The 16,504-nt window shown below is 42.3% G+C and carries 18 protein-coding genes; 4 read left to right on the top strand and 14 right to left on the bottom strand.

The genetic code is table 11. From position 1 onward, the window contains the following. Nucleotides 1–171: 171 nt before the first annotated feature. The 3 genes from V7K73_RS10160 to V7K73_RS10150 form a co-directional block, all read right to left on the bottom strand. Nucleotides 172–1,605 carry a vWA domain-containing protein gene (locus tag V7K73_RS10160; RefSeq protein WP_334879526.1) on the bottom strand — a complete coding sequence of 478 codons (1,434 nt, stop codon included), beginning with the start codon at nucleotides 1,603–1,605 and terminating at the stop codon, nucleotides 172–174. A gap of 778 nt (nucleotides 1,606–2,383) precedes the next feature. After that, complete coding sequence (locus V7K73_RS10155) at nucleotides 2,384–3,109, bottom strand: hypothetical protein (RefSeq protein WP_334879524.1); 726 nt, start codon at nucleotides 3,107–3,109, stop codon at nucleotides 2,384–2,386. A 292-nt stretch (nucleotides 3,110–3,401) separates the two neighbouring features. Further along, nucleotides 3,402–3,602 (bottom strand): hypothetical protein, encoded by a 201-nt coding sequence (locus tag V7K73_RS10150; RefSeq protein ID WP_334879522.1) that lies wholly within the window; start codon nucleotides 3,600–3,602, stop codon nucleotides 3,402–3,404. 570 nt (nucleotides 3,603–4,172) lie between these two features. Here V7K73_RS10150 and truB point away from each other — a divergent pair. From truB to V7K73_RS10135, 3 genes are all read left to right on the top strand, one after another. Next, entirely contained in the window at nucleotides 4,173–5,057 is an 885-nt protein-coding gene (gene truB / locus V7K73_RS10145; RefSeq protein WP_334879520.1) for a tRNA pseudouridine(55) synthase TruB, read from the top strand. A 304-nt stretch (nucleotides 5,058–5,361) separates the two neighbouring features. Next, nucleotides 5,362–5,727: a hypothetical protein gene (locus V7K73_RS10140; RefSeq protein WP_334879518.1), complete on the top strand. Its 366-nt coding sequence runs from the start codon at nucleotides 5,362–5,364 to the stop codon at nucleotides 5,725–5,727. Between the two features lie 197 nt (nucleotides 5,728–5,924). Further along, nucleotides 5,925–6,773 carry an alpha/beta fold hydrolase gene (locus V7K73_RS10135; RefSeq protein ID WP_334879516.1) on the top strand — a complete coding sequence of 283 codons (849 nt, stop codon included), beginning with the start codon at nucleotides 5,925–5,927 and terminating at the stop codon, nucleotides 6,771–6,773. Nucleotides 6,774–6,870: 97 nt separating this feature from the next. Here the strand turns inward: V7K73_RS10135 and V7K73_RS10130 are convergent, their stop codons facing one another. The 6 genes from V7K73_RS10130 to carA all read right to left on the bottom strand — a co-directional run bounded on the left by V7K73_RS10130 (nucleotide 6,871) and on the right by carA (nucleotide 11,290). Next, the gene (locus V7K73_RS10130) at nucleotides 6,871–7,173 is read right to left on the bottom strand and encodes a DUF1816 domain-containing protein (protein ID WP_334879514.1); all 303 of its coding nucleotides are present in this window, start codon (nucleotides 7,171–7,173) and stop codon (nucleotides 6,871–6,873) included. An 86-nt stretch (nucleotides 7,174–7,259) separates the two neighbouring features. Beyond that, nucleotides 7,260–8,435 (bottom strand): 23S rRNA (guanosine(2251)-2'-O)-methyltransferase RlmB, encoded by a 1,176-nt coding sequence (gene rlmB / locus V7K73_RS10125; RefSeq protein ID WP_334879513.1) that lies wholly within the window; start codon nucleotides 8,433–8,435, stop codon nucleotides 7,260–7,262. Nucleotides 8,436–8,527: 92 nt separating this feature from the next. Continuing rightward, nucleotides 8,528–9,007: a Mini-ribonuclease 3 gene (locus V7K73_RS10120; RefSeq protein WP_334879511.1), complete on the bottom strand. Its 480-nt coding sequence runs from the start codon at nucleotides 9,005–9,007 to the stop codon at nucleotides 8,528–8,530. A gap of 573 nt (nucleotides 9,008–9,580) precedes the next feature. After that, nucleotides 9,581–9,931, bottom strand: coding sequence for an STAS domain-containing protein (locus tag V7K73_RS10115; RefSeq protein WP_199326607.1), 351 nt, complete (start codon nucleotides 9,929–9,931; stop codon nucleotides 9,581–9,583). A 29-nt stretch (nucleotides 9,932–9,960) separates the two neighbouring features. After that, complete coding sequence (locus V7K73_RS10110; protein ID WP_334879510.1) at nucleotides 9,961–10,107, bottom strand: hypothetical protein; 147 nt, start codon at nucleotides 10,105–10,107, stop codon at nucleotides 9,961–9,963. A gap of 16 nt (nucleotides 10,108–10,123) precedes the next feature. Further along, nucleotides 10,124–11,290, bottom strand: a complete 1,167-nt coding sequence (gene carA / locus V7K73_RS10105) for a glutamine-hydrolyzing carbamoyl-phosphate synthase small subunit (RefSeq protein ID WP_334879508.1) — start codon at nucleotides 11,288–11,290, stop codon at nucleotides 10,124–10,126. A 323-nt stretch (nucleotides 11,291–11,613) separates the two neighbouring features. On the opposite strand from carA, the gene V7K73_RS10100 reads away from it, so the two are divergent. Continuing rightward, nucleotides 11,614–12,699, top strand: coding sequence for a retropepsin-like aspartic protease family protein (locus V7K73_RS10100; RefSeq protein WP_334879506.1), 1,086 nt, complete (start codon nucleotides 11,614–11,616; stop codon nucleotides 12,697–12,699). On the opposite strand, the gene trpD is transcribed toward V7K73_RS10100, so the two are convergent. The 5 genes from trpD to V7K73_RS10075 form a co-directional block, all read right to left on the bottom strand. Further along, entirely contained in the window at nucleotides 12,629–13,696 is a 1,068-nt protein-coding gene (trpD, locus tag V7K73_RS10095; RefSeq protein ID WP_334879505.1) for an anthranilate phosphoribosyltransferase, read from the bottom strand. The genes V7K73_RS10100 and trpD overlap by 71 nt on opposite strands. 81 nt (nucleotides 13,697–13,777) lie before the next feature. Then, nucleotides 13,778–14,659: a DNA adenine methylase gene (locus V7K73_RS10090; protein WP_334879503.1), complete on the bottom strand. Its 882-nt coding sequence runs from the start codon at nucleotides 14,657–14,659 to the stop codon at nucleotides 13,778–13,780. Nucleotides 14,660–14,671: 12 nt separating this feature from the next. Then, nucleotides 14,672–15,076 (bottom strand): type II toxin-antitoxin system VapC family toxin, encoded by a 405-nt coding sequence (locus V7K73_RS10085; RefSeq protein ID WP_334879502.1) that lies wholly within the window; start codon nucleotides 15,074–15,076, stop codon nucleotides 14,672–14,674. Beyond that, nucleotides 15,077–15,370: a hypothetical protein gene (locus V7K73_RS10080; RefSeq protein ID WP_334879500.1), complete on the bottom strand. Its 294-nt coding sequence runs from the start codon at nucleotides 15,368–15,370 to the stop codon at nucleotides 15,077–15,079. A gap of 213 nt (nucleotides 15,371–15,583) precedes the next feature. Beyond that, entirely contained in the window at nucleotides 15,584–16,495 is a 912-nt protein-coding gene (locus V7K73_RS10075; RefSeq protein ID WP_334879498.1) for a restriction endonuclease, read from the bottom strand. Nucleotides 16,496–16,504 lie beyond the last annotated feature (9 nt).

The raw sequence follows: 16,504 nt of genomic DNA, 5'->3' as shown, positions 1-16,504 counted from the left end.
AATTAAACATATAATAAACCTCACCCTCAATCCCTCTCCGATACTTTGGAGAGGGAAGCCGGAGGCAGGGTGAGGTTTTAGAAACTTCGGCGCTTGTTTTGTCCCCGGCTACAAAAGAAGCCGTAAGTATGTGGAGAGCGGGGTCTAAGAACGCGGACATGATATTACTTATTACTTATCATCTCGCACGGGCAACGGCATATCCAAAATCTCCATTAGCAAATCCAGACGAGAGGGGCGCGTTAGCAGTGGGATGATGTTCGGCAAACTGTAGTAGTCACCCGCGAAAGTAAACGTATCTACAGGTGCTTGCTGCTGCTTCAGTTGGCTCTCTACCCAGTTGTAATGAGTATCTACACGGACAATCACCACATTGGGCATTATCGCCAACTCTCGGCAGTAGTTCTTGTAGACTTCACCGAAATAAGGAGCCGCATTTTCGCCCTCATCCGTCACTAGGATAATCTGGTCAACTACCTGCTTTTTTCGCCGCATTGCTTCCAATGCACAGCCAATGCTAGTACCACCGCTTGCTTTGATGTGGCAGAAAGCACGCTCCCAGTCGGTCAACTCTTTGCCCTTTGCCGTAACAGCATAAGGAATGGTGTCGAAAGCGTAGACAAACAGTTCTGCCTGAGTGATACCAGAAATTAGGGCAGCGAGTTGCAAACCCGTGGCGATCGCATTTTGCATTGAACCAGACTTGTCCACCAATAAAGCAGTTGGACGAGCGATCGCACCGCGCCGCTTCACCTGCTCGTTTGTCACCTTTTCCAGTCGAGCAACGGTATCTGCGTCAAAATCTGCGGCATCTGTTGCAATCTGTGCTTTGAATGCTGAGACACGCCCACTCTTAGACGCTTCTTCCAGCTTGGAATCAATCAGCTTTTTGACTTCTGGGTGATCCATTGCACCCCTAGTCTGGAGAGACTTGAGGTTATTGATCGCTTCTTGTGGAGACATGCTGTTGATCAATGCCACCAATACAACTGGTGTGAGTTGCTTGATCGCACCAATTGCGATCGTGTATGGAATTTTGAACTCCACAATCAGCCGTGCCTGTTCTGCGGCATTTTCAGCCTTAGCAAGCTGCTTCAGCACATTTGCTAAGGAACCCTCACAAGGAGTATTGTCAAACAGAATCGCATTTGCTCGCTCATTTGGTTTGATGTGCAGCGAAGCATATAAGTGCTTCATTGCCTTACGACCTCGCAAAGCGGCGCGATCAAACAAAGCTGGATTGCTCTCCCGTGTCTTCAAATAACGCCGTACCGCAGTCCGAGCCGAACGAGGCAGTTTGTTTTGCTGCTGTTTCATAAAGTCCACTATCCGAGCCACTTGATAGGGTGGAAACTCTTGCAGCATCATAAATCCAGCATCCCGGTGTTCAGTTAAATTGCTAGTTAACAAGTAAGCAAGAAACACTTCCTTGTGGTCGCGGACATCACCATGACGCTGATACCAGACTGCCAGATGTCCGTAGAAGATGGGATCGAGTTCAACAATTAACTGATGAATTTCTGTGACTTGCTCAAGTTTGCGGTGAGGAGTTGTCAGCAAACTGTTGAGCATTTCCAAACGCAGGTCACGTTCTGCGGTATTCATTATGAACCTCCTTTAAGAATTTTGGATTTTGGATTTACGATTTTGGATTGCAATCAAAAATCCAAAATCTCAAATCTACGCATTGCAGGAGGCAGATGTTGCACGCGAGGCGATATCACCGCGCAAGTTGTAGAAGCATTGTGTATAACTTATTCAGAGTTATGTAAGCTTCTGCGATCGGGGCGCGGCAACAACTGCCAGTTTGGATGTAATACCATTTCACTTTAATAATGATACAAATAAGTAGGTCGGCGAGAAAAAACAAAACTATGTAACAAAAAGTAAAATTTCTGTATTTTGTTCGTAGTTGCGCTTTAGCGCTAAAGCGCAACTACAAACCAGTGATGATTATTTGCGCCGACTTCCTTACGCTTTTTTGGGGCTAGGCAATGCCTGGCCTTTACGATAAATCTATTGGGAGCATCCCGTCAGGTGCAAAAACCTTGATAGCCCTAACCTATCCCCCTTCATACGGGATTCGGCGAACTAGAATTATGTCTCCCCTCTCCCAAATATGGGAGAGGGGCTGCGGGTGAGGGAAAAGATTTAAGCATTCATTGAGATGCTCCCAATATATATGTATCAAAATTTTCGTAAATTGGTATAAGGTATGTTCGTACCTCGATATTGAAATGAAATAAGATCACCTCGTGCAAGTCGAAAAAGCTGTTGATTCACACACGGGATTTGAACCCGTAATCGCTTGATTTAGAGTCAAGTGCCTGTTCCAATTTGGCTAGTATGTAAGCTTTTTCAGTTAGGGCGCGAAGTGAAAATTTTATGTTTTAGAAATTTGATCTAAAATAAATCTAATTTCTTTCTTACTACACTGTTGTTTCCTGACAGCGTAAATTATTCGACCTCTATACATTGCGGCAGAACGATGAATTATACCTTTGACAACATCTGTCACATAATCAGTTGGTAGCGGTGGAAAATCTTCAAAGGTAATTAAATACCAAATCTCGTTTAATTTCTGGTATTGATGATAATTATCAATGATGACAATATCAGTTTGCTTCTGCTTTAGCTTCTGCTTTCGAGGCACTTTCTCGGCTGCACAAAGAATTCCGGTTTCAGGATGGATATAGAAGCGATCGCTATGGTTTGCATTTAGCTGAATTCGATACCCACGGTAAGGCTTGCTGTAAAAACCACCATCAATTATTTCTACATGCCGTTCAACGTAGCCCCACACATGACCGATAACATGCTGTCCGGCCATTGTGCTGGGATCTAATCGTTGACACAGTTGGCTGTAAACGTCATTCCAAGGCTGTCCGACTTGCGCTCGCAAAAACCGACGCAGGGGGCCCAGATGATCTGAAAGATACTTGGATTTATTTATTGGTTTAATCAGGTAGGAATTCAACAATCCATCCTGACTCGCTTCCTCAGTGATTTTGTGTAATTGCTTCTTAAAGCCAGTCACCTTTTTGAGGCTAATTTTCATCCCACCGCGAGGACGCTCAATCACAATCTCGCTCAAACGATGTTCGCTCATATCTCACGTTGTTTAAATGCAGTTGTTCTAATTGAATTGTTATTAAACATGAGTTAGCTAACATCATTGAACTTACCTCTGTATTGAGTAAAGGTTATAGACAAATACAATAAATAATTGGAATTTTGCACAAGTTAGCAAAGCAGTTTTCACCGTTGCCTATACCAATTTGGCTACGCTCCCATCAAAGGGAGCGGCAGGATTTGAACCTGCATTCCGTTACCGGAGTGTGTGTAGGCTTCACAAGTTAGGGCGCAAAATTAAGTCTTAAATCACCGGATGACTCTGAAATTTAACCATAGACAGCTTCAGGACGGACGATAAAATCACCACTGGGACGGCGATCAATTACGTAACCAGAAAGGCGATCGCTATTCACATCTAAATGCCGAGCAACGCGCTCCTTCACCGCTACATCATTCATCCCTGCGACAATTCCTAGTTGTGTTTCTGGCATATCAACAGAACGTCCTTCAAATCGAATATGAACCATTGCAATCACCTCTTGTTTTAATTACGAATTGATATTAGTGGAGCCGTCGGGAATTGAACCCGAATCCTGCAACCGTCCGTTTGTTGGTTTCGGAGCAGTCGAACACCAATCGCGGTCCCAAAAGTGGGTACTGCCGAAGTAAGTTGCTAAACTAATCCCCAAAAACTAGCAACTATTCAATTGTCAAGGTTCCGAAAGGTTTTGGTTTTGCCTTTTGACGAGGCTTTTATCTTTGTACTACAAATGTAATTCAAAACTTACACGTTGTCAAGGGGATACTACAAATTTTGCATTCCGATGTCTGGAATTTAGATTTTCTTGTTGCGAAAGTGCGAACATCCCAAATGTGTAAAACATAATTTGTCATTGCCTACTCCTTTGGAGAACCCGCAGGGTATGCTCGGCGCTGTCTGCATTTTTTGTGTATTATTCGCTAAAGTGGTTAGAGAATGTCTTTATCCTGGTTTAATGTATAAAATAATGCTTAATTAAACCTTGATTACCAAATATTAATGCTTTGAGCATTAAATGAGTATTTAATAGAGTTTAAAAGCTGTAAGTATTGATTTTGTGTTATTTCAAGGTTTTCTCAACTTAAACAAACCATTTGACTGGACTTCCCACGACTGCGTAGCGCGAGTGCGAAAATTATTGCGCCTCAAACGTGTCGGACATGCGGGAACGTTAGATCCAGCTGCGACAGGGGTTTTACCAATGGCTCTTGGTAAAGCCACAAGATTATTGCAATATCTGCCAGAAAACAAAGCGTACATTGCCACTATTCGGCTAGGTGTGCGTACTACAACCGATGATTTACAAGGTGAAGTCATCACTTCTGGTTCTTGTGGTGGATTGAGTTTGGCACAGGTGAAAAGTGCATTACCACAATTTGAAGGCAAAATTGAGCAAATACCACCGAATTACAGTGCAATTCAAGTGGATGGTAAACGTCTCTACGACTTAGCACGTCAAGGTAAAACGGTGGAAGTTCCAGTGAGGACAGTGGAAGTTTTTCAGATAGATATTTTGGACTGGAGAGAAGGAGATTTTCCCGAATTGGATGTGGCGATCGCCTGTGGTTCTGGTACATATATTAGAGCGATCGCTCGTGATTTAGGGGCAATTTTAGAAACTGGTGGTACTCTTGCGGCTTTGATTCGCACCCAAAGCAGTGGTTTCGATTTAACAGATAGTCTGACTTTGACAGATTTAGAAACTAAACTGCAAACCGGGACATTTCAACCAATTTGTCCAGATGCAGCTTTACAACATTTGTCATCTGTTACTTTACCAGCAACATCTGCTCAAAAATGGTGTCAAGGTCAGCGAATTCCTCTAAGTTTCGATGTTCCTGAAATAGTTAGAGTTTATGATGAAGAAACTCGCTTTTTAGGTATTGGGCAATTACAAGATGAAGTGTTGAGTCCCCAAATGGTTTTTGAACCGATTTCTTAAAACTGTGATCAGTTGAAGGTTTTAATTTGAACAAAGAGTTTGACCACAATAGACCTTCTACAAAATTGCCTAATACCCACCCCGATGCTTTGGGGAGGGGAGCGTAAGTTTACTCAAATGCGGGGTGGGGTTCTCTATTTTTGATTTATGCAAGAGGTCTAAGTAGGTAGGCAAGATAAAACCAAACTATGTAACGAAAAGTAAAATCTCTGTATTTTGCTCGTAGTTGCGCTTTAGCGCTAAAGCGCAACTACGAGCCAGTGATGATTATTTGCGCCCACTAACTTATTCAGTATGGGGAGATTTGACTGAAATCTTAGAAAATATAGATGCCCATAGACTAGTTCAAGAACATCTTGAACTATGTGATTATAAAGTTTGCGGCTACTGGGATGAGCAAGATAAATATTATGAAATAATTACTTTGCCTCGTGTCCTCGAAACAGAATTAGTTAGCAGTTCTATTGGCTTTACTCAGAAAAAACCCTTTCTAAAGCTAAAGTTTGTTTTCACAGTCTCTGGTATTGATGCTATAGATAAGCCAAGTCATAACGCTCAAAGAATTGGTGAGTTGCTTCTTGTCTATGATGAAAATCTAAAATTTGTAGATGAAAATTGGCTTTTAGATATTAATTCCCCTTTTTTGGATATCAAACTTCCTGACACCTGAATACTGTAGTAGCTTGAACTGTAATCGAACACTGCAATGCTTGGCAGCTAGCCGTATGACACGATTAGAAAAATAATATAACGAATTATGACAGAAAATCCAAATCGAATTCAGGCAATTTTAGAGCGGAAAGCAGAAAGGGCTGAAGCAAATACGACAGCGATCGCTGTTTTTACTAGACAGGAGAACAACGAGTAATGAGCGATCGCCATCCTACCACTGCTGCACGTCTCAATGTCTACATCCAAGGTCAAGGATTCCCCATTTTGGGTTTACATGGTCATCCTGGTACTGGTCGTAGTCTATCTGTCTTTACCAACCATTTATCGAAACGTTATAAAACTTTTGCCCCTGATTTACGTGGATACGGCAAAAGTCGCTGGAATGGCAATTTTGATATGAATGACCATTTGACTGATTTAGAAGCGCTGCTAGACCGCTTTGAGATTGAAAAGTGTCTAATATTGGGATGGTCACTTGGGGGCATTCTGGCAATGGAACTGGCATTACGTTTGCCAGAGCGGATTACAGGGCTGATTTTGGTGGCGACAGCCGCAAAACCCCGTGGGAGTCATCCTCCTATCACTTGGCAGGATAATTTATATACTGGCGTTGCTGCCCTAATAAACTATATAAAACCGAGTTGGCAATGGAATATTGAAACTTTTGGTAAGCGATCGCTTTTTCGCTACTTAATCCAACAACATACATCTACCACTTACAACTACATCGCCACCGCAGCAGTACCAGCTTATTTACAAACCTCTCCTGCTGCTACCCGCGCCCTCTATAGTGAAATTCAATCGGGATACAACCGACTTCTAGATTTGCCACAAATACAATGCCCTAGTTTAGTACTTGCTGGTGAACAAGACCGCCACATTACATCTAATTCCAGCTTAGAAACTGCTCAACATCTCAACAATTCTCAATGGCAGTGCTATCCAAACACCGCCCATCTTTTTCCGTGGGAAGTCCCCCAGCAGGTGCTGAATGACATTGACCACTGGCTCGAACTTCATCCGCAGGTAATTAGTAGTCAATAGTCCAAAAGTTTTGACTCTTAAACAAATAATTCGTAATTCGCAATTACAAATTACGAATTACGAATTACGAATTATATTGACTCTGGCCTAACTTAACTTAAATCTGACCGCCAAAGGCAGGCTGTACTTTGCGGTCAAATCTTTCCCCCAAGTCTTCAGCAATTGTTAAGGTATTAGGTTTGCAGCGCTTCACATTCACAGAAATTCCCGTAGCTCCTTCGATCTGCAAATCTTCTATATATCCAATGCTTGATAATTTTGCATCAGAAGAACTCAAAAATGGCCCGAAGTAGTATGTACAACGGGGATTTTGTGTCACAATCTCTACCCACCAAGCCAAGCCGATGGAGTTGAATGTGTTAATTAACACTTCCTTGAGGTTATGCCAAATGGTTTTCATGGTTTTCGCCAGTTTATAAACGTCTACAAGGTGTTAAACAATATCTTGCTTTATTATCTTTTACATTTCTTTATACTCTGTTACTGTTACTTTTTCAAAGAGATTTTTTGTAATTTATCTAAGTGCAGGGTATTTAGCGATCGCTGCCGATAAATTTCATAAAGCGTCATCCCTGCTGCTACAGAAGCATTGAGACTAGGAGTCTTACCTTGTAGAGGAATCGATACTAAGAAATCACACGAGCGTTGAGTTAACATACTCAGACCTTCGCCTTCTGAGCCGATTACCAAAACAATTGGCCCAGTGAAATTGACTGTATGCACAGCTTCGTTTCCACTTGCAGCAGTGCCGTAAATCCAATAGCCAGCTTCTTTTAATTCTTCTAAGGCGCGGCCGAGGTTGACAACTCTAGCTACAGCAAAATTTTCTAAAGCACCTGCTGCGACTTTCATCACAGTGGAAGTGATTCCAGAAGCCCTTCTTTGGGGAATCACCAAACCTTGAGCGCCTATTGCTTCGGCGGTGCGAATAATTGCTCCCAAGTTGTGGGGATCAGTAATTCCATCAGCCACGACAATTACAGGATCGGTTACAGCTTTTGCCTGTTCAATTAGATCGGGTAATTCGATGTAAGCGTAGGGAGCAACTTGTGCTGCCACACCTTGATGATTGGCCCCGTTGGTGAGATAGTCTAAGCGCTTGGGTTCAACCTCATCAATAACTGTGCCATTTTCCTTCGCTTGCAAGAGATAATGGTGAAAGCTGGGGTCGTAGCGCAAACGAGTAGTAATCCAGAGACGGTTGAGATTACGCTGATTTTGCAATGCACTCAATACTGGATGACGGCCGTAGATGAGATCGCTATCTTCTTCTGTCGGTGTAGATACAGGCGGCTGGGAGAAGTTACTATTTCGTTGGCGCGAGTCGTCAATGGGGTTGCTATCTATTTTCCTGGGATTGCGAGCCGGATTAGCACGAGCGTCAGCGTTGCTATCTATTTTCCTGGGATTGCGAGTCGGATTAGCACTAGAGACACCGTTGCTATCTATTTTTCTGGGATTGCGAGCCGGATTAGCACTAGAGACACCGTTGCTATCTATTTTTCTGGGATTGCGAGTCGGATTAGTACGAGCGTCAGCGTTGCTATCTATTTTCCTGGGATTGCGAGTCGGATTAGTAACAATACGCTTACCCTGAATTTTTACGGGTTGCCCACGATTGGATTCGTTAGAAGTCTTGACTTTTCTAGGTTTATTCTGCATTTGAGTTATAGATATAACGGATGGTTGATCGTCACAATTACCTCAATTTGTTGAACCTAATCTACTGCTGCGGCTACTGTAAAATTCAGTTGTCACTCTTTTTTTACATTAAGCATTTGCAACAGTTCGGTTAGACGCTGGTAATCGGTGAGATATAAGTAGCCAATTAAGGTTTCTAGACTGGTTGCCTGTTGATAAATTTCGGGATTAAGTCGCTTAGGGCGTCCTGTAGCGGCGTTTCTACCCCTTCGGACAATTTCTAATTCGGTGTCCCTGAGATGAGGAATCAGCGATCGCAAATGTAGCGCTTGTGTTTCCGCTCTTACCTGCTCCACTACCAGACTATGGTAAATTCCTGACCGCTGCAATGGCAACAGATAGAACATTCTAACATATAACTCATAAATTGCATCCCCCAAATATGCTAAAGCAGTAGGAGAAATTTGTTGCACTTGTGAGAGAGAAATCTGTTGGAATGGCCCTGTGGTTGTCAAGAGTGCTTGAGTCCAAGATAAGGTCTGTTTAGGAGTTTCATCTTGTCCGTCTAATACCTCTTCCTCCTGTGACTTCACAAATAAATCATTCCTTGACGGGCTACATTGGGCAGGCATTCTTTGCAAAGACTGATTTTTCGGAAGTAAGCCATAATCTTATACTTAGCATAATCAATACAATCAGAACTACTTACTAATTCGATCTTTTTGATTGATCAGAAAGCATTTTAGATCACCCTGATGTCAACGCCTGTAAACCAAATTTTGCCTACTTGTGGTCTGTGCCTAAAATAGGGTAAAATTTTGACATCAAACTCACCCTCTTACTTGATCACATTGTCACGCTTACTTAGGAAGCGACAATTTTTAAGTATACACTATCAAGTCAATACCTATAAACAAATCTGCTGGCTTTGTGTTTCTTACAAATTTCTCAGACTTGATTGTTTATCCGATAAGAAGCCAAAAATTACATACCCAAGAACTGGGTGTCTATATCTTTAATTATTGCTCAACTTTAAACATAATAGCTTAACTGGCTTTGTGCCTCTCCCACAAGGAGAGAGGTTTTCTGCCAGAAGTTTTAAAAATTAAGCTATCCGATGTTGAATCTGGATAGCCGAATTGATCTCTCGGTTCAAGCAATCAAGACTACTTGACGTTTTCTAGAGCTTCTTCAACTGATTTTTGCAGGGAGAGAAACTTCTCTAGGCGAACAAGCTTGACCGTTTGAGTTACCCGGGCATTCGTAACGATTTGTAAAGTGCCTTCGGCAGTTTGAGCCTGCTTGGCTAGCTGCACCAAAGCACCCAAGCCAGAGCTATCAATAAAGTCGATTTGTGAGAGATCCAAAATAATATGCTTAGGTCCCTCGTCAATCTTACTGCCAAGTACCTTGCGAAATGTCGGCTCAGAAAAGGCATCTAACAAACCTGTGAGGCGGAATAGCTGACAGTTATCCCGGACTTCACGAGTGCCTCTCAGGCTAACGGTTAGATTCAATGGATCAGCAATAATTCCCTCCTCATGAGTTAAAGTGAACGCTCAAGTATAGATGGTTTTTGAGCAAGTTGTCTACAATCTGCTGAAGTAGGGGATTGGGGATTGAAAAGAGGCAGAGGGGCAGCTTCTTGCTGCTCTTGTTGAGGGGAAAATTCTTCTCCCTTCTTCTTCCCCATTCCCCATTCCCCATTTTTACCTCACTTCGGCTGCCACGGCTTGACGTGCTGTTCGCATGGCTTGAACAAATTGCTCAAACAAGTAATCAGCATCGTGAGGGCCAGGGCTGGCTTCTGGGTGATATTGTACGGAGAATACAGGTAGATATTTGTGACGTACCCCAGCAACGGTGCGATCGTTTAAGTTCAGGTGGCTAATTTCCACAACTGCCGTAGGTAAAGAATCTGGGTCAAGAGCAAAACTATGGTTTTGGCTGGTAATTTCTATCCGTTGTTGTAAACCGGCTGGCTGATTTAAACCACGGTGACCAAATTTGAGTTTATAGGTTTCTGCCCCTAGTGCATGACCTAAAATTTGGTGTCCCATACAAATACCAAAGATGGGCTTTTCACTTAACAGCAGCGCTTTAGCAGTTGCAATCCCTTGAGTGACGGCAGCAGGGTCACCAGGCCCATTTGAAAGAAACACACCATCTGGATTGTAGTTGAGAATTTCCTCTGGTGGCGTATCAGCAGGCACAACAATTACCCGACAACCATAACTTGTTAAGCGACGCAAAATATTCCGTTTTACGCCAAAGTCAAGGGCAACAACGGTAAAGGGTTCTCCAAGATTTTCCGCAGCTTCCGAGTTGAATTCCCAAGCTGGAATGGTGGGATCTGACCATTCATAAGCCGTTGGGGTGGTGACTTCTTGAACCAGGTTCAATCCTGCCATGTTGGGAGCCGCTAGTACCTGCTCTAGCAATTCCGCCTCATCGAGAATGGCTGTGGAAATGCCACCGTTCATGGCTCCAAACATCCGAATTTTGCGGGTGAGGGCGCGGGTATCGATGCCGTAGATCCCCGGTACTTGGTTTTGTTTAAGGTAGTCTGGTAAGGATTGTGTCGATCGCCAGTTACTCGGTCGGTGACAAATATTCCGAGCGATCGCACCTTGAACCTGGGGGCCATCTGATTCCTCATCTTCAGAATTTACCCCAGTATTGCCTAATTCAGGATAGGTAAAAATGACAATTTGACCGCAGTAACTTGGGTCAGTTAATACTTCTTGGTAGCCGGTCATACCAGTGTTGAACACCACTTCTCCGATCGCGGTTCCCGTAGCACCGAAAGACCAACCGCGATAATTGGTTCCATCTGCCAGGACAAGTAAAGCTGGTATTGCGTCAGTCAGGGGCATAGTAAATTGGGGAGTGGGGAGTGGGCAAAACAGTTCTGAGTTAGGAGTTAGGAGTTAGGAGTTTGGAGTTAGGAGTTTGGAGTTTGGAGTTAGGAGTTTGGAGTTTGGAGTTTGGAGTTAGGAGTTTGGAGTTATTCTCCTCTCTGCCCCACTCAGCACTCTTGAGGGGCATTGGGAAAACTCTTCCCTATTTCCCAATACTGCGATTGTTAATTATCCCATGAGTTGAGCAATTGGGAGTTTTTAGAATAGTTAATTAAAATTAAAAGAGAATTAAATTAGCGGGAGTGGCTTTGGCAAAGCTTGGGCGGTTAAAATTAATTATGCTTCAGTCTTTTTTATCCCGTGCAACCCTAATTTTTTTATCAAGCACTCTAGCGGTTTTGTGTGTTGCCTGTAGTGAAGACCAACAAAACACTGCGAGTGGTGGCAATGAGCAACCCGCGCCAATTGGGGAGCGGGCATCAGTACAGCCTGCTGTCGAACCAACAACACCAGCAGTTACCCCAACCCCAGAAGCACAGCCGTTACCGCTAGAGCCGTCTGAAAGTGAACCAAGTCTTTTTGAGATGGGGCGAGACAAAGCTGTTGGCGCTTGGAGTATTAGCCAATCTGCTCAATCTCCAGGTGATTGGATTTTGGTAGCGAATCAGTACCAGGATGCGATCGCGCTGATGCAAAGAGTCCGGCGACAAAGCCCAGAATTTGCGATCGCTCAAACTAAAATTACTGAATATCGCCGCCAAATTAAATATGCTAAACAGCAAGCTAATCCTCGCCCTGTGCGCGTTGCCGAACCGAAGAGGATAGTAGTTGTGGTTCCGCAGATAACAACTGCACCAAAGTATACCACACCTCTATCGCCTCCACAAGAAATAAAACCGTTACGAACGGAGCCAGCTTTGCCCTCATCAGCAGTGGTAATTCCAGATCAGGAAGTATTTACAGCCCCGATTAAAAGGCGAATTGGTGGAACGCCAATTGTCGAAGTTACTTTTAATGGCCAGCAACAATTTGACATGATTGTGGATACGGGAGCCAGTGGCACTGTAATTACCCAAGAGATGGCTAATACGTTGGGAATAGTGGCAGTGGGGAAAGCTAAGGCAAATACCGCGAGTTCCAGGGCTGTAGAATTTCCTGTGGGCTACGTTAATTCGATGGCAGTTGGCGGGGTAATAGTGAATAGAGTAGCAGTAGCGATCGCAGGTGCGGAACTAGAAACTGGACTTTTAGGACATGATTTTTTTGGTAACTACGATGTCACCATCAAACGTAATGTGGTAGAGTTTCGTCCGCAGGTGCGATCACCTCCGGTGCGCGGGACGCGATCGCAAATCAATTCGCCAGAAACTCAACTAACTGCTCCAACTTCGTCCAAGCTGCCCCGCTTTGTAGGATATCCTTAGCGATTTTAATCCCTTGGGCGTGATCCAGCAGTGCGATAGTACCCCCTACTTGCAGCGCCAAAGACGCATTTAAGGCTACTGCATCTTGTTGTGCCTGAGTTCCCTTACCTTGCAGTACCGCCTTCAGAATCACCGCATTTTCTTGGACATCTCCACCCCGGAGCATCCCTATGGTAGCAGGTGTTAGATCCAAATCTAGGGGATTAATCGTAGTTAACTCTACTTCTCCATCTGATAACACCGCCAAGTCAGTTAAATCTCCTAACCCAGCCTCATCAAGTTTTTCTCGCCCGTGCAGCACAATTGCCTTTTCCTTGCCTAAATTCTGTAAAGCTTCGGCAACAGTTGCCAAAAGCTTAGGAGTATATAAGCCCACCACCTGCCCAGTTGGACGCAAGGGATTTACTAAAGGCCCAAGCAAATTAAAAATTGTTCGCACTTTCAAAGTCCGCCGTAATGAGGCAACCGCCTTGAGTGCAGGATGCCAACCAGGGGCAAACAAAAAAGTGATCCCGACTTCTTGTAATGCGGCTTGTACTTTTTCATTAGAGGCACTCAAGTTTACACCCAAGGCTTCCAATACATCTGCACTTCCCGTGAGACTTGACGCTGAACGATTGCCGTGTTTGGCCACAGCTATACCAGATGCTGCCGCAACAAATGCAACGGCTGTAGAAATATTAAAGGTTGATGAACCATCTCCACCAGTGCCACAGGTATCTATTACAGTGCTGATTTCTAAGTGCTGAGTGCTGAGTGGGGAACATTGAGATTGTAATACTTCAGCCATACCAGTCAACTCGTCGGCAGAAATGCCTCTAAAGTTCAGCGCTGTTAAAATAGCCCCTGATAACTCTGGGGGAACCGCTTCACTGAGCCATCCTTGCATCAATTCAGCAGCTTGACTACGGGATAAGGATTGGCCATCTATTAATTGTTGCAGCAGGACATACCAGCTAGCAGAGGATTCTTGAGCAGGGATTGGAGAAGTTATCATAGAAAAAAGTTTGTATGTTGTAGCTATATTGAGAGCTATGGGGTTATCCTACCGGAAAATTGGAAGCTATCAAAGTTAGGGCTAAATCTCAAGGCTTAATTGCAAAGCTGGATTAGGAAGATTCTGAACTTGTGATTTTTTTTCTAAATCAAGTTTAACTTCGTAGTTAGTAATGAATAACTCTTTTCCTTTAGCCGCACCACTCTGTTTATAGTTATTCATCCCATACTGTAATTCCCACTCGGAGATATTAGCCGATTGAAAATTTTCTCGAATTTGTGCTGAGTTGTCGTAGGTTATTAGCCAGCGATGATGGGATTGTTGCAAAACTTCAGCAAATTTATGATGTTCAAATGAGGTATGCAAGTCACCCCTTTTACCATATAACTTTGATTTTGTAGCACTAAAATATGGTGGATCTAAAAAGATAAATACATCTTCACCTTCTGATTTTAATAGGTGGCTGTAATCCAAATTACTAATTTGAACATTTTCTGATAGAATACTTTCTAATTTTTCTAATCGTTCTATTGAAGAATCAGTAAATCTTTTATGAAAAGCTTGTTCAGAAAAACCACCTGATTCTACAGTTCCAGAAAAAGTAATTCTATTGAGAACGAAAAAGCGAACGGCTCTTTCTAAATCAGATAGATTATTGACATCTACCTGAGTTAATTCTGTAAAGAGTAATTTACCATCTGTATATTTAACTTTAATCTGTCGAATTTCTTTAACTAATTGGACTATATCAGATTGGGCAAGTTTCCAGAATAAAAAGAGTTCGCGGTTTAAATCGTTAATCCAAATCTTGATATGAGGAAACTTTTGTCTTAAATAAATGAATACAGAACCACCACCCACAAAAGGCTCCCGAAATTCCGAAAAGCTTTCTGGTAAATATTCAGATATTTGATTTATTGCTTTCGACTTACCGCCAGGATATCGGAGAGGACTTTTGAGCATAATTAGAAATCGTCACATTTGGGGTAATAACAAACGTCGAAAGCCCTCCTGCTCAAAATGACGATCGGTGGTTAATGCCTCAGTGACAGCACGCTGACGCATCAACACAAAGCTAACAACGTCACATAGAGAATAGGTCTTATCTTGCCAAGCCATTAGAAGTTTAACAGCTTCTCGATGTAACAACTCATTGATCCATACCGTCTCGATATCTGGATTTTCTAACAAATCAATAATAAATTGCAGTGCTACTGTACGTGGAAAGCGACGAACCTGAGCTAATGCAATAAACTCTGCTAAAACATAATTGTGAGTTAAGCTTCCACTAACACTATCCAGAAACTCAACTGCTTTTTGATGTTCTGGTTCACCACTGTGGACATAGCAAAGTAGCCCAGATGTATCAAGTAGAAGCACTCAATTTGTTTCCTCAAATGTATCGCTGTATGCTCTGGCTAAATCAGCATCAATGCTTTCATTATCTGCTCCTGTAGCATAACCCAGGTTAATGGTTCCAGCATGACTTCGGAAACGTTGGCGAGCGGCTTCTTTTTCTATTTCGGCTTGGGACTTCTCACGTTTTAGAGAACCATACTGCTGTTCTATGGAAGTAGCTACCAATTCTGCAAGAGATACGCCTGTAACCTCGGCTTGCTGCTGCAATGCCGCATAAACCTCATCACTTAATTCTAAGCTTAAAACCTGACTCACTGCACTACACCTCTAGCTACTATATGTAACCATAAATGTCATATTAGCTTAATTTATTGACAACACATTACCTTTTAATCCTAACCCACGATTGTCTTAATTTTACCACCAAAATATCGGAGATAGCTTTTGATTATACTTACAAAAAAGTAATTCTTTGTAGCTTTAATTCTATTAATTAGATTATCTAAATAATCACAACAAAAACAATATTTAACTATCTATAAAATAGTCAGAATCTATATTTTTAATTTCATAAATTGATACTGTTGATATACCTACATTATTATCAATCATCAATTGTGCTAATTCTTGCCCATCTATTAATACAACCTTGATATCTATGTCAGACAGATAATTTTTTGCCTCTTGACTAAAACTAGAAGTGGTTATAAACACTCCTTTTTTTGCTCTTTGCCCATATAAAGCACCAACGAATTTTTGGATTTCTGGCCTGCCTATAACATTAGTATTCCATCTTTTGGCTTGAATATAAACAACATCTAATCCTAATTTATCTTCTTTAATTATACCATCAATCCCACCATCACCACTTTTACCAATTGCTTTACCAGCATCACGTCTTGAACCTCCATAACCCATTTTGATCAGTAAATCAATGACCAGCCTTTCAAAAAACTCTGGCGAAATATTTTTAACACGGTTAATTAAATCTATTTCTAATTCCTGGCGAATTTTTTGATATCCTAATTCTATAGACTCTTGGGGAGTCTTTTCTGATATTTCGTCAAATTCCGTAATAACATTATCATCTGGCTTTTTTGAACTCTTGAAGTTAATAAAATCAGGGAATTGATTAAGAAATCGAACATCTATCTCTCTTAGGGGTTGTCTAGTTACGTTTATACCTTGTTCTGTAATCTCAAAATATCCTCTTTTTGGGGCGGCTAATAAACCTGCTTTTTTTAAGTATGTTCTTGCCCATCCTACCCGATTATCAAATAATGGTTGTTGTCCGCTAGGTAATAATTCTTTTCGTTCATCTTCGCTTAAATTAAACTGGTCGGCTAAAGCTCCAATGGCTTCTCTCATAGAGTGTTCTCGACCATCAACTGCATATTTAAGTAATGGAAGCATTATATTTTGATAATTAGGTATTGCCATTTTTATCTA

The sequence above is a fragment of the Nostoc sp. genome (genome assembly GCF_036916975.1).
Classification (GTDB): domain Bacteria; phylum Cyanobacteriota; class Cyanobacteriia; order Cyanobacteriales; family Nostocaceae; genus Nostoc.
Note: the sequence above shows the minus strand (reverse complement) of the source record. Positions and strands in the feature narration are given on the sequence as shown.

Excerpts from the sequence above, each read along its gene's own strand:
- V7K73_RS10160 (WP_334879526.1), bottom strand. The coding sequence starts at position 1,605 with ATGAATACCGCAGAACGTGACCTGCGTTTGGAAATGCTCAACAGTTTG.
- V7K73_RS10155 (WP_334879524.1), bottom strand. The coding sequence starts at position 3,109 with ATGAGCGAACATCGTTTGAGCGAGATTGTGATTGAGCGTCCTCGCGGT.
- V7K73_RS10150 (WP_334879522.1), bottom strand. The coding sequence starts at position 3,602 with ATGGTTCATATTCGATTTGAAGGACGTTCTGTTGATATGCCAGAAACA.
- V7K73_RS10135 (WP_334879516.1), top strand. The coding sequence starts at position 5,925 with ATGAGCGATCGCCATCCTACCACTGCTGCACGTCTCAATGTCTACATC.
- V7K73_RS10130 (WP_334879514.1), bottom strand. The coding sequence starts at position 7,173 with ATGAAAACCATTTGGCATAACCTCAAGGAAGTGTTAATTAACACATTC.
- rlmB (WP_334879513.1), bottom strand. The coding sequence starts at position 8,435 with ATGCAGAATAAACCTAGAAAAGTCAAGACTTCTAACGAATCCAATCGT.
- V7K73_RS10110 (WP_334879510.1), bottom strand. The coding sequence starts at position 10,107 with ATGGGGAAGAAGAAGGGAGAAGAATTTTCCCCTCAACAAGAGCAGCAA.
- carA (WP_334879508.1), bottom strand. The coding sequence starts at position 11,290 with ATGCCCCTGACTGACGCAATACCAGCTTTACTTGTCCTGGCAGATGGA.
- V7K73_RS10100 (WP_334879506.1), top strand. The coding sequence starts at position 11,614 with ATGCTTCAGTCTTTTTTATCCCGTGCAACCCTAATTTTTTTATCAAGC.
- trpD (WP_334879505.1), bottom strand. The coding sequence starts at position 13,696 with ATGATAACTTCTCCAATCCCTGCTCAAGAATCCTCTGCTAGCTGGTAT.
- V7K73_RS10090 (WP_334879503.1), bottom strand. The coding sequence starts at position 14,659 with ATGCTCAAAAGTCCTCTCCGATATCCTGGCGGTAAGTCGAAAGCAATA.
- V7K73_RS10075 (WP_334879498.1), bottom strand. The coding sequence starts at position 16,495 with ATGGCAATACCTAATTATCAAAATATAATGCTTCCATTACTTAAATAT.